We start from the raw sequence: 24,135 nt of genomic DNA, 5'->3' as shown, positions 1-24,135 counted from the left end.
GGTGGGCCGCGAAAGGGCGCAAGTTTACGCCAGCGGCGGGCAGAAGACGACACTACTGACTGTACTCGGTCCAAATGTGGGAGCTGGCTTGCCTGCGATGGCGGAGTGTCTGCTTGCTCATCAATACCTGATCCACCGCTATCGCAGGCAAGCCAGCTCCCACAGGGGGTTGGTGGTGTTCTTGCTGTTGCATAAACAACAAAACCGCCCGAAGGCGGTTTTGTGGGTGGAGCAAGAACTTACTGGTTGGCCAGCTTGTGTTCCAGGTAGTGAATGTTCACACCGCCTTCGCAGAAGCCTTCATCACGGACCAGGTCCCGGTGCAGCGGGATGTTGGTCTTGATGCCGTCGACCACGATTTCGTCCAGGGCGTTGCGCATGCGGGCCATGGCCTCGTCGCGGGTGGCGCCCCAGGTGATCAGCTTGCCGATCAGCGAGTCGTAGTTGGACGGAACCTTGTAGCCGCTGTACAGGTGCGAATCCACACGTACGCCGTTGCCGCCGGGCGCGTGGAAATGCTTGACCAGGCCTGGGCTCGGCATAAAGGTTTGCGGGTCTTCGGCGTTGATCCGGCATTCCAGCGAGTGGCCGTGGATCTTCACGTCGTCCTGGGTGAAGGACAGCTTGTTGCCGGCGGCAATGCTGAGCATCTCCTTGACGATGTCGATACCGGTGACCATCTCCGATACCGGGTGCTCTACCTGCACGCGAGTGTTCATCTCGATGAAGTAGAAACGACCGTTCTCGTAGAGGAACTCGAAGGTCCCGGCGCCACGGTAATTGATGTCGATGCACGCCTTGACGCAGCGCGCGAGGACTTCCTCGCGGGCCTTCTCGTCCAGGCCCGGTGCCGGGGCTTCTTCCAATACTTTCTGGTGACGGCGTTGCAGCGAGCAATCGCGGTCGCCCAGGTGGATGGCGTGGCCCTGGCCGTCGGACAGTACCTGCACTTCCACGTGACGCGGGTTGGTCAGGTATTTCTCCAGGTAGACCATCGGGTTGCCGAACCAGGCACCCGCTTCGGAGCGGGTCTGCTTGGCGGCTTCGATCAGGTCTTCTTCCTTGTGCACCACGCGCATGCCGCGACCACCACCGCCACCGGCGGCCTTGATGATCACCGGGTAGCCGACTTCGCGACCAATGCGCAACGCGGTTTCCTCGTCTTCAGGCAGTGGGCCGTCGGAACCTGGAACGGTCGGCACGCCGGCGGCGATCATGGCGTCCTTGGCCGAGACCTTGTCGCCCATCAGGCGAATGGTTTCGGCTTTCGGGCCGATGAAGGCGAACCCGGATTTTTCCACCTGTTCGGCGAAATCGGCGTTTTCCGCGAGGAAGCCGTAGCCCGGGTGGATGCCATCGGCGCCAGTCACTTCTGCCGCGGCGATGATGTTCGAGACTTTCAGGTACGAGTTCGCGGCCAGTGGCGGGCCGATGCAGATGCTCTCGTCCGCCAGTTTCACGTGCATCAATTCGGTATCGGCCGTCGAGTAAACAGCGACGGTCTTGATGCCCTCTTCCTTACAGGCGCGCAGGATACGCAGCGCGATCTCGCCGCGGTTGGCGATCAGGACTTTTTGCAGTTTCTTCGCAGGTTTCAACATCGAAGGCGCTCCGCGGTTCAAACGATGGTGAACAGCGGCTGGTCGTACTCAACCGGCTGACCGTTTTCTACCAGGATGGATTCGATGACGCCGGCTTTTTCGGCAGTGATGTGGTTCATCATCTTCATCGCTTCAACGATGCAGATGGTGTCGCCCACTTTCACCGTCTTGCCGACTTCAACGAAGGCTGGCGAGGTCGGTGCCGGGGTGCGGTAGAACGTACCGACCATTGGCGACTTGACCACGAAGCCGTTCAGCGCAGGTGCGGCCGGGGCTGCAGCAGGCGCGGCAGCGGCAGGTGCGGCGGCAGGTGCAGCAGCCGGGGCCGGTGCTTGCATCTGTGGCGCATAGAACTGCTGGGCCGGCGTCTTGCTGTGGCGGCTGATCCGTACGGACTCTTCGCCTTCCTTGATTTCCAGCTCGTCGATACCGGATTCTTCCAGCAGTTCGATCAGTTTCTTAACTTTACGGATATCCATGAATCATCAACTCCCAAGGGTCGGTCAGGGGCGCTTGGCCGGTTGTTCAAGCTGTTCCAGGGCGGCCTCCAGGGCCAGTCGGTAACCGCTGGCGCCAAGGCCGCAGATCACTCCTACCGCTACGTCGGAGAAGTAGGAGTGATGGCGGAAAGGTTCACGTTTGTGCACGTTCGACAAATGCACTTCGATGAATGGGATGCTCACCGCCAGCAACGCGTCACGTAATGCAACGCTTGTGTGCGTAAAAGCGGCGGGATTGATCAGGATAAAGTCCACGCCTTCGCCGCGCGCGGCATGGATGCGATCAATCAATTCGTACTCGGCATTGCTTTGCAGGTAGAGCAGATGGTGCCCGGCAACACGGGCCCTGCGCTCGAGATCAAGGTTGATCTGATCCAGGGTGACTGCCCCGTAGACGCCCGGTTCACGGGTGCCGAGCAGGTTCAGGTTGGGTCCGTGAAGAACCAGTAAGGTCGCCATCGCTGTTCCTTGTTATTGATGTGGGTACGGCAGAACCCGGCGACTATGCCGCAAAGCCTTTGTGACTGTCCAGTTCTATGCAGTAGGCGGCACGATTAGCGAGGATTGCGCAAAATTTGTGACTGTGGGCCAGGTTCTGGTCATTGGAACACTGTTTTGAAATCCATGAAGATCCAATGTGGGAGCGGGCTTGCTCGCGAAGGCAGTATGTAGTGAGCGGGCTTGCCCCGCGCTGGGTGGCGAAGCCGCCCCAAACCAGGCGACTCGGTTCTACCTGGAGGTCGAAGGTGTCTTTATTGGGGCCGCTTCGCAGCCCAGCGCGGGGCAAGCCCGCTCACTACAGGCCGCATTCGCGAGCAAGCCCGCTCCCACATTTTGATCTCCACATGGGTCTGGATATTCATGAGCGAGGAGATCGAGTCAGACACGGAAGGCCTGCACCGCCGTATTGAGCTGCCCGCCCAGCACCAGCAGGTGTTCGCCCTGGCGCCGGCCCTGGCCGATGCGCAGCAGATTATCTTCACCCAACTGATGAATTCGCTCGCTGTTGTCGCGTATTTCACTGACGGCACCACTTTGCTGCGCCGTCACATCGGCGATGCGCACCGCCGTGTCGGAAATGGTCCGGATCGCCCCGACGATTTCATCCAGCGCACCGTCCGCCGCCTGGGCCTGCTGGGCGGTGGCTTCTGCGTGTTCGACCTGGGCACGCATGCCCTGAACGGATTGGTGCGCGGCGGTTTGCAGGCCGGCGATCAGGCCTTGGATCTCGGCCGTGGCGCCGGCGGTGCGTTGGGCCAGGGAGCGGACTTCATCGGCGACCACCGCAAAGCCACGCCCGGCTTCCCCGGCGCGGGCGGCTTCGATGGCGGCGTTGAGGGCCAGCAGGTTGGTCTGGTCGGCAATGGATCGAATCACCGTGAGCACGCCGCCGATGGTGGCGGATTCTTCGGCGAGTTTTTCGATCATCTGCGCGTTCTGCTGCACTTCCCCGACCAAGGCATGCAGTCCGGTCAGGCTCAGGCCGATCACCCGCTGGCCTTGCTCCACCGCCTGGCCGGCGCTGCGGCTGGCGCCGGCGGCGTGGCTGGCGTCGCCGGCCACTTGCTGGATGGTCGCTTCCAGTTCACCCAGCGAGTCACGGATCTGCGCGGTATCCCCGGCCTGGCGTTCGGCGCCGTCATGCAGGCCGCTGCTCAGTTCGGCAAGGGCGCGGCTGCTGCCGGCGACTTCCTGCGCGTTGCCGCGAATGGTGCCCACCAAGTCCACCAGATAAGCACGCAGGCGGTTCAGGGAGGCTTCGATATCGCGCAGCTCACGGTTGGTCTTGCCCAAGGCAATCGGCCGGCTGAAGTCGCCTTCGGCCCAAGTCGACAGCGCCGGTGCCAGGTTGGTCAGCACCCGTGCCAGGCGCCGTTGCAGCGTGTCGATCAGCAGCGCAATCAGCAGGATCAAGCCGATCATCACGCCCTGCATCAGGCGCACTTCGCCCTGGATAATGCCGTGCTGGGCACGCACCACCGGCTCAAGGCCGGCGATGGCCTGTTGTACGGCATTGATTTTCAGGTGGGTAGCGGCGGCCAGGTCGGCGCGTTTCTGGATCTGCTCGCGGGTGCGCTTGAGTTCGGCGGGGTAGCGGGTCAGCAGGCTGTTGAGCTCGCGCTTGAGGTCGACGCCGCTGTCTTGGGCTTCGGTTTTTTCGGTATTTTCCAGGCCCATCAGCGCCGAAAAATCATCCGTATTGGAGTCTGCGCTGGCCTTTACCCCGAGCAACGGCAGTTGTTCCAGCAGGTCCGCCTGGCTGCGGATATTGCCGACTTCACGCTCCACATCAGTGGCGAGTTCCGCGCGCCCGCTGCTCACCAGTTTGTCGCGCGCCAGTGACAGTTTGCCCAAGTGCTGGGCGGCGGCGAGCAGCGGCGGCAGGTAGCGTGCGGCGTCGGCGGAATTGACGCCAATGGCGTACTGGCTCAGTTGTTCCAGGTTCGCGCCCAATTCGCGCTCGGCCTGCAGCAGCAAGGCTTGCGGGTCGCCTGCGAGCTTGCCGGCGGCCAGCAAGTCGGTCTTGCTGAACCCGTCCAGGTCAACCAGGCTGGGGCGCAGGTCTTGCGCAAGATTTGCCGGCAGTTCATCCAGCGCGTGCAACAGGCCTTCCAGGCTCTGGCTGGCGCTGCTCAGGCGCAGCGCATCGCCGCTGGCCAGGTAGTCGTCGATATTGCGCGCGGCCTGGTTCTGGAACGTCTGCGACAGCCCCAGGTAGCGTTCCATCAGCAGATAAGGCCGCTCCAGCGCCCGTTGCGACCACCACAGCGTCGCCCCCAGCGCCAGGCACACGGCCACCAGAAGAAGGGTATTGAGATTGGTCAGCAGCTTCAGGCGCATGCGTGGTTTCAACCGACAGCAAAAGATAAGTGCCTGAAGTTATTGCGTTTCCATTACAGCGTTATGACCGAATCAGTGGAATCCGATGAAAAGATGGCACTTTGCTTTGATGCGCGCGACGCCTGTACGCGATTGCGTCCGGCGTGCTTGGCGCGGTACAGCGCTTCGTCGGCTTGGGCCGCCATCATCAGGCTGTCGGAACCGTCGCACAGCTCCACCAGCCCGGCGCTGAAGGTGCACCATAAGTCGTGGGGTTGTGCCGGGTAGTGGATTTCGGCAAAGCGGCCACGGATTTCGTCCAGCACCTGACACGCCGATTCCAGGTCGGTATCGGGCATCACGATGGCGAACTCTTCGCCGCCGTAGCGTCCGATATAGTCGGTCTTGCGCAGGCGTTGCTTGAGAAACAGCGCCAGGCTCTTGATCACGCGATCGCCCATGGGGTGGCCGTGGCTGTCATTGACCCGCTTGAAGTGGTCTATGTCGAGCATGGCAAAGCTCAACGGCTTGTTTTCGCGGCGTGCGCGAAAGCTGCAGTCTTCGAGCAATTGCAGGATGTGGGTGTGGTTGTACAGGCCGGTCAGGCTGTCGCGCACCATGCGGGCCTTGAGGTTGCGCGCACGCGCGGCGCGGTTGCGCACGGTGGTGATCAGGTGGCGCGGCTTGATCGGCTTGGTGAGGAAGTCGTCGCCGCCTTCGCTCATGGCGTCCAGTTGTTTGTCCAGATCGTCCTCGGCCGACAGGTAGATGATCGGCACGCTGACGTAACGGTCGTTATGCCGGATCACCTTGGCCAGTTCGGTACCGGTACAGGCGGGCATGTACATGTCGAGGATGATCAGGTCGGGCTGGAAGTCCGCCAGTTCCGCCATGGCCTGGATCGGCTCGATCAGCGTGCGGGTGACGATGCCGGCGCTGTTGAGCAGCCGCTCGGTGTGCAGCGCCTGGGCCCGCGAGTCGTCGATGATCAGCACTTTATACGGCTCGTACTGGGCGACGCAGGTCAGTACTTCGATTTTTTCCAGCAGGCTGGAAGCTTCCAGGGTGCCAGTGAGGAATTCCTGGCCCCCGGCGCGCACGGCCGCCAAGCGGGTGGGCGTGTCGGTTTCATGCAGGCTGAAGAACAGCAGCGGCAGCTTTTGCTCCAGGCCTTCCTGGGCCTGGGTGGCGAGTTTGAGGCCCAGGCCCGGGCCGCAGAAATCCACATCCATCACAATGGCCGAAGGCAAACGCTCGGCCATCGATGCATGGAACGCCGCCACGCTGTCCAGGGACTGGGCGCTCATGCCAAAGAATTCCAATTGTTTGGCCAGGCGCTCGGCACGGTCGTGATCGGCCAGCATCACGTAGATCGGCTTGCGCATCGGTGGCAGCGAGGTGTGCTCCAGCTGATCGCCCTGGCGCAGGCCGGTGCGTGACAGGCGCTGCATCAAGCGGTTGAGTTCAGTGATCAACTGGCTGCTCAGGCGCCCACGGTTCTCGTCCACCGCCTTGAGGGTCTCGCCGATGTGCTGCGCTAACTGGCCGTGTTCCGGCTGTTCGAAACGCTCGGCAAAACGCAGCAGGCGCACATTGGCCTCGCTGAGTTCGCAGAGGTCGGCGGCGGACCATTCGCTGCGTTGCAGGCGCTGCCAGATCTCAAGAATTTGACGTGCCTGATGAATTACCCGCTGGGCAAAATGCTGCTTGAGACGCTCACGGCTCGGGTCTTCTGGCTCGGTCATATCCTGACTACTAGTTAGGGTGCATGCTGAGGTCGACTGATGGCTCTATGCTAGCACCTCTTTTCCCCTGGATGAGTGTCATGCGTCAATAAACTATGTATTCCGAAGCATTCAGTTGCTGACTGGATGGTCGCGCGGCGTAAAAAGCGTGCATCCTTTATAGTCCAAGACCCCGTGTGTGCCAGTTTGCCGAAAAGCCCCGCATGGGCGGGCACGATGGGGTAGGGTTGTGGTCGGAGTGTTTGAACGCACGCCGTCAATTCAAGTGCATGAACTCAAGTGATTGAAAGGATATCGCCATGCTGGACTGGAAAAACCGTGCAGGCAGTGCCAAAGGCCCCGCGCCTGAGCCCAAGTCGGCCAACCGCAGCTATTTGCGCAACCTGCTGATGAGCCGGGCGTTGCTGAGCGTCATCGGCCTGTACCTGTTGGTGACCGGCGCCCTGGGCTGGTACTGGAGCGAAGAGCCGGCACTGTTTCCGGTCCAGCAAAATGCGCAGATCGCCGCCGAAAAAGACGGCAAGCAGATGGTGGTGGGGTTCACCACCGTGGAAACCCTCAAGACCGTGATGGGCACCTTGCTGCATAAGCCCGGTGGCTACATTGCCAACGACCGCTTCCCGCCAGGCTTGTGGATGGACAACATGCCGAGCTGGGAATATGGCGTGCTGGTGCAGGTGCGCGACCTGACCCGTGCCCTGCGTAAAGACTTCGCCCGCTCCCAGTCGCAATCGGCCGAAGACGCCGACCTGGCCAAGGCCGAGCCGCGCTTCAACTTCGACAACAAGAGCTGGGTGCTGCCGTCCAGCGAGTCGGAATACCAGGAAGGCATCAACTCCCTGAGCCGCTACGAAGCGCGCCTGTCCGACCCGAACCAGCGTGGCGCACTGTTTTATGCCCGTGCCGATAACCTCAACAACTGGCTGGGCGATGTCGCCACCCGCCTGGGCTCGCTGTCGCAACGCCTGTCGGCCAGCGTTGGCCGGGTAAAACTGAACACCGCACTGAAAACCGAAGCACTGGCGCCGGGTGAAGTGCCCCAGGTCGACGAAGAAGTGGTGGAAACCCCATGGATGCAGATCGATAACGTGTTCTACGAAGCCCGTGGCCAGGCGTGGGCGTTGTCCCACCTGCTGCGTGCCATCGAAGTCGATTTTGCCGACGTCCTGGCCAAGAAAAACGCCACCGTCAGCGTGCGCCAGATCATTCGTGAGCTGGAAGCCTCGCAGGAACCGGTTTGGAGTCCTATGATTCTCAATGGCAGTGGCTTCGGCGTACTGGCGAACCACTCGCTGGTGATGGCCAATTACATTTCACGGGCAAACGCTGCAGTGATCGACTTGCGTCAGCTCCTCAACCAGGGTTGATGATGGACGCTACTCAAAAGGAGGCCGCGCACCGCGCGGCTTCCGACGCTGAACTGATCCAATGGGTCGACGAGCACGACAACCTGCTTGGCACCCTCGTCCGGTCCGACCTGCGCGAGCGCGGGCTGATCGGCCGCTGCACCTTTATCTTCCTGTTCAATTCCAGGGGCGAGCTGTGTGTGCATCGGCGCACCCTGAGCAAAGCCCTGTATCCCGGTTACTGGGACACGGCGGCGGGCGGGATGGTTGCAGCAGGGGAAAGCTATGCCGAGTCAGCGGCCCGTGAACTTGCGGAAGAGCTTGGCGTCAGCGGGGTGGAGCTGACCGAGCACGACCATTTCTACTTCGAAGACGGCGACAGCAGGCTTTGGTGCCGGTCTTACTCCGCAGTGTGGGACGGGCCACTGCGCCCGCAGCCCGAAGAAGTCATGGAGGCGCGCTTTTTACCGATTGAAGCGGTGCTGCGCGAGGCCAAGCAAAAGCCTTACTGCCCGGACGCTCAAGAGGGCCTGCGGCGTTATCTGGCGTTGCGTCGCTAAAGTTGCATGAAATGGCGCCATTTGGCCCTTAGCAACTTGGCTTTTTGCCGTTACACTGCGCCACTTTTCATCCCCCTAGAGGATTGCCGGTGGCCAAGAAAGCCGCATCCTTCGCCGCCCTGGGTGGCCTGGTATTTTCCACCGACGCAGGTCGACACTGCCCGGACTGTCGCCAGCCCGTGGACGCCTGCATCTGTAAACAAACCCTGATCCCCGAAGGCGACGGCATTGCCCGCGTGCGACGCGAGAGCAAAGGCCGTGGCGGCAAGACGGTGACCACCATCACCGGAGTGCCGCTTGCAGAAGACGCGCTGAAGGAACTCGCCACCACGCTGAAAAAGCGTTGCGGCACCGGTGGTGCGTTGAAGGACGGGGTCATCGAGATCCAGGGCGATCACGTCGAGTTGCTGTTGGCCGAGCTGATCAAGCTCGGTTACAAGGCCAAGAAGTCCGGCGGCTGAAAGCCTCTTCCCAGCCAGTGTCTAAACTCTGTCCCGCGCGTGGGGTCCTACCTTGCACGCAGGCAAATCGTCATTTTCATTCTTTAGACTGCGCCAGCCTCAGAGAGGGGCGGTGTTTTCGACTTCATTTATAGGGGACTTCGATGTCCGTACGACGCACACGCAAAGACGATGGCAGCCAATGGACAGTTGCGGACAGCCGCAGTGTTTACGGGATTCGCCATTGGGGGGCCGGGTATTTCGCGATCAATGATGCCGGTCGCGTTGAAGTCCGTCCGAACGGCCCGAACAGCACGCCCGTCGACCTGTACGAGCAAGTTGACCAGTTGCGTAAAAGCGGCCTGTCGCTGCCGCTGCTGGTGCGCTTCCCCGACATTCTGCAAGACCGTGTACGCCAGTTGACCGGTGCGTTCGATGCCAACATCGCGCGCCTGGAATACCAGAGCAAATACACCGCGCTGTACCCGATCAAGGTGAACCAGCAGGAAGCGGTGATCGAGAACATCATCGCCACCCAGAACGTCTCCATCGGCCTGGAAGCCGGCTCCAAGCCTGAGCTGCTGGCCGTATTGGCCCTGGCGCCGAAGGGCGGCACCATTGTCTGCAACGGTTACAAGGACCGTGAGTTCATCCGCCTCGCGCTGATGGGCCAGAAGCTTGGCCACAACGTGTTCATCGTGATCGAGAAAGAATCCGAAGTCGGGTTGGTGATCGAAGAGGCCGCCAGCCTCAAGGTCAAGCCGCAGGTCGGCCTGCGCGTGCGTTTGTCGTCGCTGGCGTCGAGCAAGTGGGCAGACACCGGTGGCGAGAAGTCCAAGTTCGGTCTGTCGGCGGCGCAGTTGCTGTCGGTGGTCGAGCGCTTCCGCGCGGCGGGCCTGGACCAGGGCATCCGTTTGCTGCACTTTCACATGGGTTCGCAGATCGCCAACCTGGCCGACTACCAGCACGGGTTCAAGGAAGCCATTCGTTATTACGGCGAACTGCGCAACCTCGGCCTGCCGGTGGACCACATCGACGTGGGCGGCGGCCTGGGCGTGGATTACGACGGTACGCACTCGCGTAACGCCAGCTCGATCAACTACGACATGGACGACTACGCCGGCGTGGTCGTGGGCATGCTCAAGGAATTCTGCGACGCGCAGAACCTGCCGCACCCGAACATCTTTTCCGAAAGCGGCCGCTCGCTGACCGCCCACCACGCCATGCTGGTGGTGCAGGTGACGGACGTCGAGAAACACAACGACGAAATTCCGATCATCGAAAACAAGGAAAGCCTGCCGGAAACCGTGCAATGGCTGGTGGACCTGCTCGGCCCGACCGACATCGAGATGGTCACCGAGACCTACTGGCGCGCCACGCACTACATGAGCGACGTGGCCACCCAGTACGCCGATGGCAAGCTGACCCTGGCCGAGAAAGCCCTGGCCGAGCAGTGCTACTTCGCCGTGTGCCGCCGCCTGCACAACTCGCTCAAGGCCCGCCAGCGCTCGCACCGCCAGGTGCTGGACGAACTCAACGACAAGCTGGCCGACAAATACATCTGCAACTTCTCGGTCTTCCAGAGCCTGCCGGACACCTGGGCCATCGGCCAGGTCCTGCCGATCCTGCCGCTGCATCGCCTTGACGAAGAGCCGCTGCGTCGTGCGGTGTTGCAGGATTTGACCTGCGACTCCGACGGCAAGATTAAGCAGTACGTCGACGAGCAGAGCATCGAAACCAGCTTGCCGGTGCATGCCTTGAATGAAGGCGAGGATTACTTGCTGGGCATCTTCCTGGTCGGCGCCTATCAGGAAATTCTCGGCGATATGCACAACCTGTTCGGTGACACCGACTCGGTGAACATCTACCAGCGCGAAGATGGTTCGGTGTACAGCGCAGGGATCGAGACGCACGACACGATCGAAGACATGCTGCGCTACGTGCACTTGTCACCGGAAGAGTTGATGACCCATTACCGGGACAAGTGTGCGAGCGCGAAGATCAGTGCCAGCGAGCGTACTCAGTTCCTGGATGCCTTGCGTCTGGGCCTGACACGGTCTTCCTACCTGTCCTCGTAACTGAAGTAACCCCGGATCAAATGTGGGAGCTGGCTTGCCTGCGATGACGGTGTATCAGATAACAATCCTGTTCTGACACACCGCTATCGCAGGCAAGCCAGCTCCCACATTTTGACTATGTTTCTTCAGTTATTGCCTAGCCACAACCCCCGCCGGTTCAACCGCCAGGCAATCGCCCACAGCGTCAAACTGCGCACCGCCATAAACACCAGAAAGGTTATCCACAGCCCGTGGTTGCCCAACCCTTGCAACGCCCAGGCGATGGGCAGCACCAACACCACCGTCAGCAACATCCCATTGCGCATCTCCCGCGCGCGCGTTGCGCCAATAAACAACCCGTCCAGCAAGTAACTCCACACCGCAATCAACGGCAACACCGCCAAATACGGCAGGTAGATGTCAGCGGTTTCGCGCACGCTGGGGATGTCGGTCTGCATGGCGATAAACAGGTGACCGGCGAGGGTGAACAACAGCGCGAATCCGATGCTGGCGATCAACGACCAACCGCCGGCTACCACCAGCGAGCGGCGCAAGGCGTGGCGGTCATGGGCGCCGATGGCGTGACCGCACAGGGCTTCAACCGCATGGGCCAGCCCGTCCAGCGCATGGGCGGTCAGCAACAGGCCGTTGAGCAGCAAGGCATTGGCCGCCACGGTCGCGTCGCCCAGGCACGCGCCTTGTACGGTGATCATGAAAAACACCGATTGCAGCGCAAGGCTGCGGATGAAGATGTCGCGGTTGACCGCCAGCAGCGGGCGCCAGCTTTGCCAGCGTTTCAAGGCTGCCCAGGCGATATGGCCGGGATAGGCGCGCAAGGCTTTTTGCGTAAGCGCCAGGCCGAGCAGGGCGCCGGTCCACTCGGCGATGACCGAGGCGCGCGCGGAGCCGACCACGCCCCATTCCAGGCCAAGCACAAACCACAGGTTCAGGGCGATGTTGACCAGGTTGGTGGTCAAAAGGATCGCCAACGGCGCGCGGGCGTTTTGCGTGCCGAGGAACCAGCCGACCAGCGCATAGCTGGCCAACGCGGCGGGCAGGCCGAACAGGCGAGTGTGGAAAAACTCCTGGGTCAGTTGATTCAGTTCGGCAGAGGGCTGCATCCACTCCAGGGCCAGATGGCTGAGTGGAATGCCGATGGTGCCGAGTAGCATCGCCAGCCCCAGCGCCAGCAACAGACCCTGCAAGAGGATTTGCCGCAGTGCAGCGCCATCCTTGCGCCCGGCGGCCTGGGCGGCGAAACCCGTGGAACCCATGCGCAGGAAACCCATGGCCCAGGCCAGGAAGGTATACAGGCTGGCCCCGACCGCCACGGCCCCGAGCTGGTGAGCGTGGGGCAAGTGGCCGATGACCATGCTGTCCACCAGGGCCACCAGCGGCACGGAGATATTCGACAGGATCATCGGCGCGGCCAGCGCCCACACCCGGCGGTGGGTGGGGCGGTGGCGCCAGTCGTTGAGTAAGGTGGGCATGCAGGCTCCTTGGGGGAGCGGCATTGTACCGGGCTTGAGCGACGCGGCCGAACCTATGTGGGAGGACCTGCTAGTGGACGACCCAGCTAAGGAGCCACAGGCCGAGCAACAGCCAGATGATGCCCATGATGACCGAGGCGCGCATGAAGGCTCGAACGGCCGAATACAGGAAAAGCAGGCCGATGATCAGGGTGATGATGCTGATGATCGAAGTATCCATGCCCAAGGTCCGCGACAGCCCGTCGACAAAGTTACTGCCGGCGTGGGTCAACGCGCCGAAGAGTCCGCTGAGCCCGTCGACGATAAAGCGGATGACGGAACCGAGCGCCTGGCCCAACCATTCGAAAAAACTTTCTACCTGCATGTGTGTGTCCTGATGAGAAGGTGGGCGTATCTGTGTCTTGGTTGTTATTGCGACGGGCTAGTTCCCTGCAAGCATAGAGGTTGCTCGTGTGAATTTGCGATTAATCATTCAAGGATGTGCGCAGTCGATTGTGGGCGCCACCACCGCTATTCACTTGCCTTCAACGCCCATCCCCCCGAAGCTATACGCCTTCAGGAGCGCCCCATGAACCTCGAACACCTCACCGAACGCTTGCACCGCATCCGCGATACCAACGACTGGAAGCGATTCCACAGCCCGAAAAACCTGGCCATGGCCGCCAGCGTCGAAATGGCCGAGCTGGTGGAAATCTTCCAATGGCTGAGCGAAGACCAATCGCGCCAGCTACCGGCTGACACCCTTGCCCATGCCGGACAGGAAGTCGGCGATATCGTGCTCTACCTGCTGTTGCTGTGCAGTGAGCTGGGCCTGGACATGAACGAGGTGGTCAGCGCCAAACTGGCCGACAGCGAGCGGCGGTTTGCCCATGAGTGATCGCCATTTCGACCAGTTGGCCACGCGCTTCGCCGAGAAAATCTACGGCGGTGCCAAAGGCGCCATCCGCCTGGCGGTGCTTCAGGCGGATCTCACCGAAGCCCTGCCCAAGCGCCCCTTGCGCGTATTGGATATCGGCGCGGGCCTGGGCCACATGTCGCTGTGGCTGGCCGAGCAAGGCCATCAGGTCACCCTGGCCGAACCTGCCGAACCGATGCTTGACGGCGCGCGGCAACGCTTCGCCGATGCCGGGCAAACCGCTACCTTTATCCACGCGCCCTGGCAAGACCTGCTCGGCCAGCTCACCGAACCCTATGACCTGGTGCTGTGTCACGCCGTGCTGGAATGGCTGGCCGAACCCCATGCGATCCTGCCGGTGCTGCACCAACTCACGGTGCCCGGCGGCTGGTTATCGTTGGCGTTCTATAACCGCGATGCGCTGATTTATCGCAACCTGCTCAAGGGCCACTTCCGCAAGATGCGCAACAACGACATGGCTGGCGAAAAGCAGAGCCTTACGCCGCAACAACCGCTCGATCCACGTGAATTGGCGGCGCAACTCAACGGCCTTTGGCAGGTCGAAAGCCAAAGTGGTGTGCGGGTGTTTCACGATTACATGTCGGTGGAATTCCAGGCCCGCGCTGATTTACAGGACCTTGTCGAGATGGAGCTCGCTCACCGTCGTCACCCAAGCTTTGCCGGACTTGGGCGCTATTTGCACTGGATCTGCCGTCCGGTTTGAGCGGCCCAGTCTGCGGAGGTCGAAATGCGTCGTCTCTGTTTGATCCTGTTATCCCTGGGGTTGGCTGCCTGTTCAAGCCCCAACCCTTATGTCGCGGCATCCACGCCGATCCCGCCGGCGCCGCCCCAGGCCGCCACCACCTTTGATGCCAGCGCCTACCCTGCGCCGGTGCGCGACTACGGCGCCTACCGCAGCTGGGCCTGGCGCAACGGCCAGTTGCCGGCGGGCACGGCCTGGGCAGACGCTGCGCAGATTGCCGAAGCGGTCAGCGGCGCCCTCGACCAGCGCGGCCTGCGCCCGCTGCACGACAACCGCCCCGCCGACCTGCTGGTCAGCGCCGACGTGCGCCAGGAAAAGCGCCTCAGGCAAGTGCGCGATGACTATGGCTATGGTTACGGCGGCTACAACCGCTATAACAATGGCTACGGCATGTACAACTCGATGCCGATCGTGCGTACCTATGAGGTCCAGGTCGTTGTGGTTCGCGTCGATCTGTTCGATGCCCGTACCGGCCAGCCAGTGTGGAGTGCCAGTGCGGAAACGAGCAGCCAGGGAAGCCTCAGCGAGCGGGGAGACGCTTTGCGCCAGGCGGTGCAAAAGGCAATGACGGCGTATCCCCCCAGTTAAACGCTATTCTTATTTCGAGCGCGGGTCGCGTTGTGGAGGAAAACCATGTTTCGTCGTATCGCTACGCTTGCCGTTGTAGTGCTGCTGGGCGGTTGCCAGACCAGCCAGGTCAACCACGATTATGATGCCAGCCGGGATTTCGGCGCCTACCGCAGCTGGGCCTGGAAAGACCCGGCCCTGCAATATCGCCCGGATGATCCGCGCATCAAGAGCGACCTCACCGAACAGCGCATCCGCCAGGCCGTGAGCGAACAACTCGACCAGCGCGGCCTGCGCCCGGCGGCGCCGGGTACCCGCGCCGACGTGAACGTTCAGGCGTACCTGATCGTCGAGGACCGCCAGCAACAGGTCACCACCAACTATGGCGGCGCCTGGGGCGGACCCTGGAATGGCTATTGGGGCGCGCCGATGTACAACGAAACGCGCAACATCACCTACAAGGTCGCTACCCTGCAGATCGACTTGCTCGACGGCAAGGACGGCAAACTGGTCTGGCGCGGCAGCGACGAACAAATGATGGCCAGCTCGCCTAATCCACAGGATCGCGACAAAGCCATCCGCGCCACCGTTACCCGGGTACTCTCCAGCTATCCACCCCGCTAAGCCCCCTCACCCACTATTTGGGAGCTGAGAAGCAACTTGTAGTGAGCGGGCTTGCCCCGCGCTGGGGGGCGAAGCCGCCCCAAACCAGGCGACCCCGGCCTAGCTGAAACACAGCGGTGTCTTTATTGGGGCTGCTTCGCAGCCCGGCGCGGGGCAAGCCCGCTCACTACAATAATGCCAGCGTTCACAGGGCCTCCGTCAGTCGTCAAATGTGGCAACTGGCTAGCGCTTGTCTACACTCCAAGCCAATAACGGAGAGTAAGCGCTAAGGAGTGCCTGATGTCTCCCCGACTTGGTTGCAGGCAGCGTGGTGCGATTGGCTTGATGGCGGCAGGCACCCTGGCGGTGGCCCTGGTGTTCATGGTGCTGGCGGTGGACAGCGGCCGTCTCTACCTGGAAAAACGCAAGTTGCAGTCCATCGCCGACACCTCGGCGCTGGAGACCGCCAGCCGTGGCGGCTTGTGCAGCCCCGCGAATACAGCCAACGACTACGCCCGGGAGAACGCCGCCCGCAACGGTTTCACCGTGGTCGCCGGCGACAACAGCCGTGGCCTGACGGTGACGTGCGGCACATTGCCGACCAACGCGAGCAATATCCGTGTCTTTACCCCGGATGCCACTAAAAGCGAGGCCGTGCGCGTGATCGCGACACGCAGCGTAGCGACCAGTATCGCCACCGGCATCTGGAATATGTTCAGTGCCACCCCTGCGCCGGCGCAAACCGTCTTGAGCGCGACGGCTGTGGCCGCTTATGCGCCGCCGGTGGCGCAGTTGACGATTCGCAGCAGCCTGGCGTCGGTGGACTCCACAAAGTCGCCTTTTCTGAACGCAACCATCGGCGGCTTGTTGGGTGGCAGCCTTTCGCTGACGGCTGCGGGCTGGAATGGTTTGATCCAGACCAACGTGAACCTGCTCAGCTACTTGGACCAGCTGGCGATTCAATTGAATGTGGCGGCGGGCGACTACGACGCGTTGCTCAATACCGCCGTCTCCGCGACTCAACTGATCGACTCGACGGTAAAGGTGCTGCAACAAAACGGGACGGTCGCGACGGCGATCATCACCGACGTGATTTCGGTGAAGGCAATCGCCCCCAATACCCAAGTCTTGAAGGTTGGGGACTTGCTGAAGATCGCTACCGGAACCCCCGCTGCTGCGTTGAACACCAACGTGCAGCTGTTTCAGTTGCTTGAGACCGTGGCGCAATTGTCCGGCAGCAAGAGTGCGGCGGGTGCAGCGGTTCAGATGAATATTCCGCTGATAGGCAATGTCTCAATTCAGACCAAAGTGATCGAACCACCGCAGTTGTCGGCGATAGGTAATCCGGCGAAGGCAAAGGAGGGGTTGGCAAAGAACCCGCAGACGGATCAGATCTATGTGCGCACGGCACAAGTAAGGACGTTGGTAACCATCGACATGTCCGTGTTGAAGCTCGTTTCCGGACTGGCTTCGACAGTCACCAGCCTGGCAACACCTGTGGCAGGCGTCGTCAATAATCTGCTGCATTTGAATCTTGCCGGGGTCGTCAGCTCGGTATTGTGTGCGGTCGCCTGTGATTCCACCGACGTCGAGATCGCCAGCAAGCTGGATATTCTGATCGAAGCGGGTGGTGCGACAAGTCACGTTACCGATTTCAGTTGCGTCAATAACGCAACCAAATCGCTGACGGTACACGCCACCGCCAGTCCAGCCGCGCTAGCGGTTGGAAACATTGATGCCGCGTCGGCGTTTTCTTCATCCGCGCCGGTCGCAGCCCAGCCCATACGCCTTTTAGACATCGGCTCCAAGCGCTGCCGGCTGGTGGTTCTTTGCGGGCCGCGTACGCCCAACGTGGGGGGTGGGCTTTTATTGAAAGCTCAGTCCACTATCGGTTCTCAAATGGGAACGCTGTTCTATTCAGCTGTCGCGGAAATGAATCAGGCACCGACCTACAGGATGCTACAACCGACCGGCGATATGGTTGCGAGCCTCAGCGGAACCTTGGCGGGTCTTCAAGTAACCTATGCGCCACCCAGTGGATCTGTTTCAAGCGGCGCGCTTGCGGGGGTCGCTGGCTTCTTGGCGACGATAACGACGACCTTGGTGAGCGCAATCCAGAATCTCCTTGCGCCTTTGCTGGACCCTATCGTCAACACCCTCTTCAAATCCCTCGGCATCAACCTCGGCAACGCCGAAGTCGGCGCTAACCTCAGTTGCCACATGGGCCGCGCCTACCTGGTGATCTAGATCAGCGGCAACTCCACACAGAACCTCGCCCCGTGCTCCCCATTGGCAACGCTTAAGCGTCCGCCCATGTTTTCCACGATCCCGTAGCTCACCGACAACCCCAGCCCCGTGCCCACGCCAATCGGCTTGGTGGTAAAGAACGGTTCGAAGATCCGCTCCAGCAAGCGTGGATCAATGCCTGGGCCGTTATCCTCCACCCAGATGCGTAGATGGCGGCTGTCGTGCTCGCAATGTATCGCGATGCAGGGGCGGAACGCCGGATCGGTGTGCCGTTTGCTCAACAGCGCATCACGGGCATTGACCACCAGGTTGATCAGCACCTGCTCAAGCTGATCCACGTAACCCTTGACCTGCAGCGTAAAGTCCGCCGGCGCGATGCGTAGCTCCACACCCTTGCCGCGCAAGCCTTCGCCGAGCAGCGACAGCATGCCTTCCACCGCCTGCGACGGGTCGAAAGGGTGTTGTTCGATCTCTGAGCGGCGGCCAAACACGCGCATATGGTCCACCACTCGCGTGGCGCGCTGGACCTGGGCATCGATGCGCTGCAGTTTTTCGGTGAGGTAGTCGGCCTGCGCATCGCCGCTGCTCAAGCGCTTGAGCATGTTGACGATGGCCATGCGCATCACATTCAGCGGCTGGTTGATCTCATGGGCCAGGCCCGTGGCCATTTCACCCAGGGTGGCCATCTTGGCGCTTTGTGTCAGTTGCTGCTGGGAGCGCCGCACTTCGGTGTTGTCGCGTCCCACCGCCTGTATTTCCACCAGCCTGCCTTGCTCATCAAACACGCCACGGTCCGACCAGACCCACCAGGCATGTTCGCGGCCGGGCAGTTCCAGGCTGATTTCGGCGGTGCTGACCGGGAATTCAACGGTCAATTGGCCGATGCGTTGCACGAAGGCCTGGCGTTGTTCGTCCGACAGCCAATGGCCCAGGTTCAACCCCGGCAGTTGCGCGGGCAGGCACTCCAGGTGGTTGGCCAGCGGCGTGTTGCCGAAGGTCAGTGTCAGGTCCGGGCGATAGCGGCAGATCATCGCCGGGGAGTCTTCAACCAGGATGCGGTAGCGCTCTTCGCTTTGTTTGACCTGTTCGGCGGCCAGCGTCGCTTCGGTGACATCCAGCCACAACCCCACCGCCTCGAGCGGCAAGCCCAGGTCATCGCGCAGTAACTTTGCTTCATCCAGCAGCCAATGGTACTGGCCCTGTTTGTCGCGCAGGCGATAGCGGCTGCGCACGGCGCCTTCTCGCAACAGCTGGCGAGTGCGTTCGAAGTAAAGGTCGCGGTCGTCGGGATGAATCAGGGAGGCCAGGCTGTCGTGGTTGCAGTCGGCCAATGTCCAGCCCAGCAGCGGCAACAGGCTGTCGCTGAAGAAGGCCGGGTGCAGGGCGCCGTTGACGTAGCGCTGCACATAGATCACCGCCGGTGAGCTGGCGATGAGGTTGTCCAGGCGTGCATGGGCGGCGGCGGCTTGCGTTTGCTGATTCTTGATGTCGCTGATGTCGAGCATGAAGCCGATCCAGCGCCGGCTGTCGCCCACGCCCAGCACCTGGCCCTGTACGCGATACCAGAGCGGGTTGTGGTCGGCGTCGCTGCGTTGCAGGCGCACGCTGGCCAACAGGGGTTTGCCCAGGGTTTGCAGGTCGTGCAGGCGACTGCCCAGTTCCTGGCGATCGGCGGGGTGGATCAGTTCCAGCCACTGGCTCAGCGCCTGGCGGCTTGGCGTATCGTCCGCGCCGAGGTTGTGCAGCAACTGCGGTGCGAGCTGGATTTCCTGGGTGCTCGGCAGCAGCTCCCACCAGCCGGTGCCGAGCAGGCCTTGCAGGGCTTCCATGCGTTCGAGCTGGCGGTGATAGCGCTGTTCACGCAAGCGGCTCAGCAGCGGGGCGGCGAGGGCGGCGGTGAGGTTCAGCCAGTCCCGTTCGCTGGTCTGCGATTGACCACTGAAAAAGCCGCAAAGCAGCCAGGCGGCGACGCCCCGGCTGTCACGATAGGGCACCAGAAGCCCATCGGCATCGCCGAAAATACCCTGCAGGCGCGGGTTGTCGCTACGCGCTTGAGCCAGGCTCAGCGGCGCGTTGCCGTTGGCGCTGTCCAGGCAGGTGCCCAGGGCCTGGCCGGTCTGCCACAAGTCGGGGGCATCGTGGGCCGCGTAGTGGCTGTAGATCCGCCAGCCCTGGTCTTCTTCATCGAGCAACGCCAAGGCGATGCAGGGGATTCGCCAGCGCTGCGCCAGGCTGCGCAGATGCTCGTTGAACACATCGGGCACGCGGGGCAGGCTGCACACCCGTAACTGCTCGCTCATCTGGCACGCCAGTTGATGGTTCTGCTCACGGTGCTGCGCCCGTTGCCGCCCGGCGAGCAGGTCGCCAATGTCCTGCAGGCGCAGGCACCAGCCGGCGCCCTCGGGTTCGATCCAGCCTCGGGTGTGCAAGACCTGCCCGGCAACAGCCTGGAAATCCAGGTCCAGGCTCTGGCGTTGCCAGTCGACGGGGCTGCCTTCGATGCTCAGGGCGCTGCCGGCGCACAACAGTTCACGCAGCAGCGGCCGGCTCTCACCCAGCGCCCGCGTCGCGAGTTGTGGGCGTAGGGTGCCGCCGATAGTCAGCACGTGGCCTTGGGAATCCAACTGCAGGTGCAGCCCAGGCATCGGCACACTGGGTGGGGCCAGAGGCGTGGCGCTGGTGCGGCCGAGCAGGCGCCCGAAGAGTTTATCCCCCGAGGTCAAAACTGCAGACTCGAGCGGGCAGTCAGGTTGGCCGGCAAATTCGGCACGGGGCCTATGCCGGGCACCACCAACGTCGGGAATACGGAATGCAGGCGGCTGGTTGGGTAGGAGATGGTGACGGTCAGCGTGGTGCCGTTGTAGGTGGCGCTGATCAAGTCGTCGGTGAATTGGAAGCTCGGTGGAATCCAGTCCAGCTGCAGGATCGCCGTTGTCTTGGCGCGGTTGGCCACCTGCGTGCCGTAAGCGCTGCCGGCGGCCGCCGGGTCCACCGACATGGCCTGGCGCACGGCCTCCGCTGCCGCCTGGTTGAACGACTGCATCAACAGCATCGGCAGGCTGTAGCTGATCAACCCATAGAACACGGCAAAAAAGATCCCGAAGACCAGGGCGAACTCGATCGCCGCGGCACCTTTTTGTTTTCTAGGGAGGCTTGTTTTCATGACGGCGTCTACCCTGACGGCTACTACTGGATATCAGCATAGAATCAATCAGCGAAAAGGGATGTTTTTTACGTGATCCATGGCGTGGTGATACTGCTCTGGCTGGGACTGTGTGCGTTGCAGGATATGCATCAACGGCAAATTGCCAACGGCTTGACCTTGGGTGGCGCGTTGCTGGCGTTGATCTACCTGTCATGGGCGGGCGCTACCTGGTTGGGCGCGCCCGCCGGCGAAGGCGGCTGGGCGTTTGCCGTGGCGCTGCTGCTGACCTTGCCCGGCTATGTGCTGGGCCGCTTTGGCGCGGGAGACGTGAAGCTGCTGGCCGCCCTGGCCCTGGCCAGTAGCCTGGATGCTTTGTTGTGGTCATTGATCGGTGCCGCAGTGGTCCAAAGTGGCTGGGTACTTATCCATCAACGGTTTAGTAGGGGTAAGGCCGAGCAGCCCTGGAAAACGTCAAAAAAACAGCCTTTTGCGCCCGCCGTATTGTCAGGGTTTTTGTTCTATTGGCTTTGGATCCATTAGTCGCGTAAAGGCTCTATCGCTATGTACAGAGCCGCAAACTACGTCTACGTTTATGAATGGATCTGCAGTTTTTTTCTATCAAAAGGGATAGGTCAGTCTTTTGGCTTGCCAGGCATGGAGTTGCGTGTGAACAAGCTTACCTCGGCGGTAAAAGTGCTCGTGGTCGACGATCAGCCGGTGATCGTGGAAGAGCTCTGTGAATTTCTTGAAAGCAGTGGTTACCGCTGCGTGCCGTGTGAATCCAGCCGGCAGGCCTTGCAGCGTTTTGGCGAAGACACCGACATTGGCCTGGTCTTGTTGGACCTGCACATGCCGGACATGGACGGCATCGAACTGGTGCAGGCCATGCAGAAGGTGGCGGGCAGGGCGCGGGCGTTTGAGGCGATCATGCTGACCGGGCGTGCCGATAAACAGGATGTGATAAAGGCTTTGCGCGCGGGGATCTCGGATTACTACCAGAAACCGATCAACCTCGATGAGCTGCTCGAAGGCCTGCAGCGCCAGGAAGCGGCATTGCAGGAGCGGCAAAAAGAGCTGCAACTGGGGCACTTGAACCAGAAGTTGCAATACCTCTCCGAATCCATCAACGACCTGTACCAGGACCTCGACAGAGTGCGCCGCAGCCCAAGCGCCGGCCAGGCGCAGGATGATGAGCCGGTCGCAAAGGAGGCCGGGCCGGCGCACATTCCGACGATTTTCACGCAGCTCTCACCGCGCCAGCTGGACGTCGCACGCCTGGTCGGGAAGGGCCAGACCAACTATCAGATCGCCTGTGAGCTGGGGATCACCGAAAACACCGTCAAGCTGTATGTGTCCCAAGTGCTGCGCCTGACCCACATGCACAACCGCACCCAACTGGCACTGGCCCTGGCACCGAACCATGCGGCAATGGCCCAGCGGGTGACGGCGAACTAGTTGCTGCCTCCGCCGCCTGCGGAGGCCCCGCCCACTTCCTGATCGAAAAACTCCGGAATCGGGTGCTTGTTACTGTCCAGCCAACGCTGCAAGGCCTGCTCCCGTTCCGCGGGCGTGGTTCGTTGCGGCGTCGGCGACGCCGCACGCCCCTCAATCTGCAGCGCCAGCCAGTTCTCCGTTTCGGCCTGCTGCGGGGATGACGGGCCCGGCTCGATGGCCAGCGCGCTCAGCGGCAGCAGCGCCAGGCCGACAAGGTAATGTGCTTTCATCATTCACTCCTCACTTGATGGATGATCGACCGCGCAGCGCTGACCGCCGCCACTTTGCGCGCCGCCGCGCCGGTGCCCTGGAGCTTCTGCGCGCGGGCCTGGGCCTCGGTGACCTGTTCGGGGCTCAGGCCCAACTGGCTGACCACTTTTGCCGCTTGGCCCCAGTCGTCTTGATAGATCAACAGGGTCACCAGGTTGACGGCGGCCAATGTGTCGCCCTGCTTGAGCTCGATTGCGGTCATGAATTCAAAGCGGGCGTCTTCCACACGCAATTGGTTGAGGTACACCACGCCCAAGTCATTGCGGATTTTCTCGTCGGTCGGCGCCAGTCGCGCCGCCCGTTGCAAATGAGTCATGGCCAGGCCGTTGTCGCCCCTGGCCGCCGCCAATTGCCCCAGCCCATGTTCGCCTTCGGCGGTCATGCAGGTGCCGAGCAGGCTGCGGTACAACGGTTCGGCCTCGCTGCGCCCGAGCAGGCGGTAGTTGCGCGCCTTGCGCTGGCGCACCTGGGGCAGGGCTTCGGGCAGGCTTTGCAGGTTGGCCAGGCTGGCGTGCAGTTTGCCTTCATTGGCTTGGTCATCGGACAGGTTGAGCGCCAGTTCCTGCTCAGAATTCGGTTTGGCGCAACTGCCGGGTGAGGTCAGCGCCGCCCAAGGGGATTGGCCATTAGTGGCGCAGCCGCCGAGCATCAGCAGGGCCAGGCCGGCAATCAATACTTTCATCAATCTCTCCTCAAAGGTGGCCTCAAAAGTTGCTCAACGCGCGCGCGATGCCGATAAAAGCCGGGCCGCCAAGCACGATCAGCAAGGCGGGGAACAGAAACACCATCATCACCACTGACATTTTTGCCGACATCTTCGAGATGTATTCCTGCAAGCGAGTCAGGCGCCGGTCGTCGAGCAACTGTTTGAGCGCCAGCAAGGACTTCATCGCGCCGCCGCCTTGCTGGATCAACTGCTGCAGGATGATGCAGGTGTCGGTGAATTCATCCACTTCCAGCAAGCGCGCGGTCTTGCCCAGCTCTTCGCTCAGCTCCAGCCCGGAATCGACCCGCGCCAGGATCAGGCGCAGTTCATGGGTCAGCTCGGGGAGCAAGCCCTGGGCTTCATTGCCCAGCACGCGCAGCGATTGTTCAATGGCCATGCCCGACTCGAACAGGATGCGCAGCAGCGGAATGAAGGTGGAGATCTCCTTGGCGATGCTCTGCTGGCGATGTTTGGCGGCGGCGGCAAGCACGCGTTTGGGCAGCAGGTAGCCGATGCCCAGGGCAAACATCGGGGCAATCCATGCGGGGTCCGCGTGGCGAAACAGCAGTCGTTGGCCGATCAGCGTCAGCCCCAGCAGCACGATCGGCAAGCCGATCTGGAAGGCAGCGAACAGCGAACGCTGGTTGGCCTTGCGCCAACCGACGCGGTTCAGCAGGGTCTGGGTTTCGTTGTCCAGGCTGACCGAGCGCTGCGCCAGTGAGCTGCCGCCCAGCTGGCGCATGAACGTACCTAGCTTGTCACCCGCCGCCATCTGCCCTTGCAAGCGTTCAGCCACCCGGCGCTCGCGACGTCGCTTGGCAAGCAACTGGCCGCCCACCAACACCGCGGCGGCCAGCAGCATCAGGGCGCTGGCGAGCAGGGCCAT

General features: G+C 61.9%; 22 protein-coding genes and 1 pseudogene. 11 read left to right on the top strand and 12 right to left on the bottom strand.

The features are described from left to right. Nucleotides 1-239 precede the first annotated feature (239 nt). The 5 genes and pseudogenes from accC to BLL36_RS26155 form a co-directional block, all read right to left on the bottom strand. A complete protein-coding gene (gene accC / locus BLL36_RS26175; protein WP_076954502.1) occupies nt 240-1,601 on the bottom strand; it encodes an acetyl-CoA carboxylase biotin carboxylase subunit in 1,362 nt (453 codons plus the stop codon). Nucleotides 1,602-1,618: 17 nt separating this feature from the next. Further along, nucleotides 1,619-2,080 carry an acetyl-CoA carboxylase biotin carboxyl carrier protein gene (accB, locus tag BLL36_RS26170; RefSeq protein WP_076954501.1) on the bottom strand — a complete coding sequence of 154 codons (462 nt, stop codon included), beginning with the start codon at nt 2,078-2,080 and terminating at the stop codon, nt 1,619-1,621. A 24-nt stretch (nt 2,081-2,104) separates the two neighbouring features. Next, the gene (gene aroQ / locus BLL36_RS26165) at nt 2,105-2,560 is read right to left on the bottom strand and encodes a type II 3-dehydroquinate dehydratase (protein ID WP_076954500.1); all 456 of its coding nucleotides are present in this window, start codon (nt 2,558-2,560) and stop codon (nt 2,105-2,107) included. A 420-nt stretch (nt 2,561-2,980) separates the two neighbouring features. Next, a pseudogene (locus BLL36_RS31800) lies at nt 2,981-3,496 on the bottom strand (methyl-accepting chemotaxis protein); the annotation flags it as partial. Nucleotides 3,497-4,995: 1,499 nt separating this feature from the next. Then, nucleotides 4,996-6,666 carry a response regulator gene (locus BLL36_RS26155; protein ID WP_076954498.1) on the bottom strand — a complete coding sequence of 557 codons (1,671 nt, stop codon included), beginning with the start codon at nt 6,664-6,666 and terminating at the stop codon, nt 4,996-4,998. A gap of 299 nt (nt 6,667-6,965) precedes the next feature. Between BLL36_RS26155 and BLL36_RS26150 the strand changes: the two genes are divergently transcribed. The 4 genes from BLL36_RS26150 (at nt 6,966) to speA (ending at nt 11,090) form a co-directional block, all read left to right on the top strand. Beyond that, nucleotides 6,966-8,033 (top strand): DUF2333 family protein, encoded by a 1,068-nt coding sequence (locus BLL36_RS26150; RefSeq protein WP_076954497.1) that lies wholly within the window; start codon nt 6,966-6,968, stop codon nt 8,031-8,033. Between the two features lie 2 nt (nt 8,034-8,035). Then, on the top strand, nt 8,036-8,572 hold the full coding sequence (locus BLL36_RS26145; protein WP_076954496.1) for an NUDIX hydrolase: 537 nt from the start codon (nt 8,036-8,038) through the stop codon (nt 8,570-8,572). An 89-nt stretch (nt 8,573-8,661) separates the two neighbouring features. After that, the gene (locus BLL36_RS26140; protein ID WP_043049484.1) at nt 8,662-9,033 is read left to right on the top strand and encodes a translation initiation factor Sui1; all 372 of its coding nucleotides are present in this window, start codon (nt 8,662-8,664) and stop codon (nt 9,031-9,033) included. A 143-nt stretch (nt 9,034-9,176) separates the two neighbouring features. After that, entirely contained in the window at nt 9,177-11,090 is a 1,914-nt protein-coding gene (gene speA / locus BLL36_RS26135; RefSeq protein WP_076954495.1) for an arginine decarboxylase, read from the top strand. Nucleotides 11,091-11,215: 125 nt separating this feature from the next. Here the strand turns inward: speA and BLL36_RS26130 are convergent, their stop codons facing one another. After that, nucleotides 11,216-12,559 (bottom strand): MATE family efflux transporter, encoded by a 1,344-nt coding sequence (locus BLL36_RS26130; RefSeq protein ID WP_076954494.1) that lies wholly within the window; start codon nt 12,557-12,559, stop codon nt 11,216-11,218. Nucleotides 12,560-12,629: 70 nt separating this feature from the next. Beyond that, complete coding sequence (locus BLL36_RS26125) at nt 12,630-12,923, bottom strand: hypothetical protein (RefSeq protein WP_076954493.1); 294 nt, start codon at nt 12,921-12,923, stop codon at nt 12,630-12,632. A gap of 204 nt (nt 12,924-13,127) precedes the next feature. Here BLL36_RS26125 and BLL36_RS26120 point away from each other — a divergent pair, with 204 nt between their 5' ends. From BLL36_RS26120 to BLL36_RS26100, 5 genes are all read left to right on the top strand, one after another. After that, entirely contained in the window at nt 13,128-13,436 is a 309-nt protein-coding gene (locus tag BLL36_RS26120) for a MazG-like family protein (protein ID WP_076954492.1), read from the top strand. Beyond that, on the top strand, nt 13,429-14,178 hold the full coding sequence (locus tag BLL36_RS26115; RefSeq protein WP_076954491.1) for a methyltransferase: 750 nt from the start codon (nt 13,429-13,431) through the stop codon (nt 14,176-14,178). The genes BLL36_RS26120 and BLL36_RS26115 overlap by 8 nt, the downstream gene beginning before the upstream one ends. A gap of 24 nt (nt 14,179-14,202) precedes the next feature. Then, entirely contained in the window at nt 14,203-14,805 is a 603-nt protein-coding gene (locus BLL36_RS26110; RefSeq protein ID WP_076954490.1) for a DUF4136 domain-containing protein, read from the top strand. A gap of 45 nt (nt 14,806-14,850) precedes the next feature. Beyond that, the gene (locus BLL36_RS26105) at nt 14,851-15,408 is read left to right on the top strand and encodes a DUF4136 domain-containing protein (RefSeq protein ID WP_076954489.1); all 558 of its coding nucleotides are present in this window, start codon (nt 14,851-14,853) and stop codon (nt 15,406-15,408) included. Between the two features lie 279 nt (nt 15,409-15,687). Continuing rightward, nucleotides 15,688-17,634: a pilus assembly protein TadG-related protein gene (locus tag BLL36_RS26100; RefSeq protein WP_076954488.1), complete on the top strand. Its 1,947-nt coding sequence runs from the start codon at nt 15,688-15,690 to the stop codon at nt 17,632-17,634. Here the strand turns inward: BLL36_RS26100 and BLL36_RS26095 are convergent. Continuing rightward, nucleotides 17,631-20,357 carry a PAS domain-containing sensor histidine kinase gene (locus tag BLL36_RS26095; RefSeq protein WP_076954487.1) on the bottom strand — a complete coding sequence of 909 codons (2,727 nt, stop codon included), beginning with the start codon at nt 20,355-20,357 and terminating at the stop codon, nt 17,631-17,633. The two genes, BLL36_RS26100 and BLL36_RS26095, sit on opposite strands and share 4 nt — an antisense overlap. After that, a complete protein-coding gene (locus BLL36_RS26090) occupies nt 20,354-20,797 on the bottom strand; it encodes a TadE/TadG family type IV pilus assembly protein (protein ID WP_076954486.1) in 444 nt (147 codons plus the stop codon). Before BLL36_RS26090 ends, BLL36_RS26095 begins: the two co-directional genes overlap by 4 nt. Before the next feature lie 72 nt (nt 20,798-20,869). Here BLL36_RS26090 and BLL36_RS26085 point away from each other — a divergent pair, with 72 nt between their 5' ends. Beyond that, on the top strand, nt 20,870-21,319 hold the full coding sequence (locus tag BLL36_RS26085) for a prepilin peptidase (RefSeq protein WP_076954485.1): 450 nt from the start codon (nt 20,870-20,872) through the stop codon (nt 21,317-21,319). Between the two features lie 126 nt (nt 21,320-21,445). Further along, nucleotides 21,446-22,234 (top strand): response regulator transcription factor, encoded by a 789-nt coding sequence (locus BLL36_RS26080; RefSeq protein ID WP_076954484.1) that lies wholly within the window; start codon nt 21,446-21,448, stop codon nt 22,232-22,234. On the opposite strand, the gene BLL36_RS26075 is transcribed toward BLL36_RS26080, so the two are convergent. Genes BLL36_RS26075 through BLL36_RS26065 form a run of 3 tightly spaced genes read right to left on the bottom strand, consistent with a single transcriptional unit; the run spans nt 22,231 to nt 24,135 of the window. Next, entirely contained in the window at nt 22,231-22,503 is a 273-nt protein-coding gene (locus BLL36_RS26075) for a DUF3613 domain-containing protein (RefSeq protein WP_076954483.1), read from the bottom strand. The two genes, BLL36_RS26080 and BLL36_RS26075, sit on opposite strands and share 4 nt — an antisense overlap. Next, nucleotides 22,503-23,225: a tetratricopeptide repeat protein gene (locus BLL36_RS26070; protein ID WP_076954482.1), complete on the bottom strand. Its 723-nt coding sequence runs from the start codon at nt 23,223-23,225 to the stop codon at nt 22,503-22,505. Before BLL36_RS26070 ends, BLL36_RS26075 begins: the two co-directional genes overlap by 1 nt. A 22-nt stretch (nt 23,226-23,247) precedes the next feature. Then, nucleotides 23,248-24,135: a type II secretion system F family protein gene (locus BLL36_RS26065; protein ID WP_076954481.1), complete on the bottom strand. Its 888-nt coding sequence runs from the start codon at nt 24,133-24,135 to the stop codon at nt 23,248-23,250.

This window comes from Pseudomonas cedrina subsp. cedrina, from assembly GCF_001983175.1.
In the GTDB taxonomy this organism is placed as follows: domain Bacteria; phylum Pseudomonadota; class Gammaproteobacteria; order Pseudomonadales; family Pseudomonadaceae; genus Aquipseudomonas; species Aquipseudomonas cedrina.
Note: the sequence above shows the minus strand (reverse complement) of the source record. Positions and strands in the feature narration are given on the sequence as shown.

Coding starts and splice junctions, on each gene's coding strand:
- accC (WP_076954502.1), bottom strand. CDS start 1,601: ATGTTGAAACCTGCGAAGAAACTGCAAAAAGTCCTGATCGCCAACCGC.
- accB (WP_076954501.1), bottom strand. CDS start 2,080: ATGGATATCCGTAAAGTTAAGAAACTGATCGAACTGCTGGAAGAATCC.
- aroQ (WP_076954500.1), bottom strand. CDS start 2,560: ATGGCGACCTTACTGGTTCTTCACGGACCCAACCTGAACCTGCTCGGC.
- BLL36_RS26155 (WP_076954498.1), bottom strand. CDS start 6,666: ATGACCGAGCCAGAAGACCCGAGCCGTGAGCGTCTCAAGCAGCATTTT.
- BLL36_RS26150 (WP_076954497.1), top strand. CDS start 6,966: ATGCTGGACTGGAAAAACCGTGCAGGCAGTGCCAAAGGCCCCGCGCCT.
- BLL36_RS26145 (WP_076954496.1), top strand. CDS start 8,036: ATGGACGCTACTCAAAAGGAGGCCGCGCACCGCGCGGCTTCCGACGCT.
- speA (WP_076954495.1), top strand. CDS start 9,177: ATGTCCGTACGACGCACACGCAAAGACGATGGCAGCCAATGGACAGTT.
- BLL36_RS26130 (WP_076954494.1), bottom strand. CDS start 12,559: ATGCCCACCTTACTCAACGACTGGCGCCACCGCCCCACCCACCGCCGG.
- BLL36_RS26125 (WP_076954493.1), bottom strand. CDS start 12,923: ATGCAGGTAGAAAGTTTTTTCGAATGGTTGGGCCAGGCGCTCGGTTCC.
- BLL36_RS26120 (WP_076954492.1), top strand. CDS start 13,128: ATGAACCTCGAACACCTCACCGAACGCTTGCACCGCATCCGCGATACC.
- BLL36_RS26115 (WP_076954491.1), top strand. CDS start 13,429: ATGAGTGATCGCCATTTCGACCAGTTGGCCACGCGCTTCGCCGAGAAA.
- BLL36_RS26110 (WP_076954490.1), top strand. CDS start 14,203: ATGCGTCGTCTCTGTTTGATCCTGTTATCCCTGGGGTTGGCTGCCTGT.
- BLL36_RS26105 (WP_076954489.1), top strand. CDS start 14,851: ATGTTTCGTCGTATCGCTACGCTTGCCGTTGTAGTGCTGCTGGGCGGT.
- BLL36_RS26100 (WP_076954488.1), top strand. CDS start 15,688: ATGTCTCCCCGACTTGGTTGCAGGCAGCGTGGTGCGATTGGCTTGATG.
- BLL36_RS26090 (WP_076954486.1), bottom strand. CDS start 20,797: ATGAAAACAAGCCTCCCTAGAAAACAAAAAGGTGCCGCGGCGATCGAG.
- BLL36_RS26075 (WP_076954483.1), bottom strand. CDS start 22,503: ATGAAAGCACATTACCTTGTCGGCCTGGCGCTGCTGCCGCTGAGCGCG.
- BLL36_RS26070 (WP_076954482.1), bottom strand. CDS start 23,225: ATGAAAGTATTGATTGCCGGCCTGGCCCTGCTGATGCTCGGCGGCTGC.
- BLL36_RS26065 (WP_076954481.1), bottom strand. CDS start 24,135: ATGGCCCTGCTCGCCAGCGCCCTGATGCTGCTGGCCGCCGCGGTGTTG.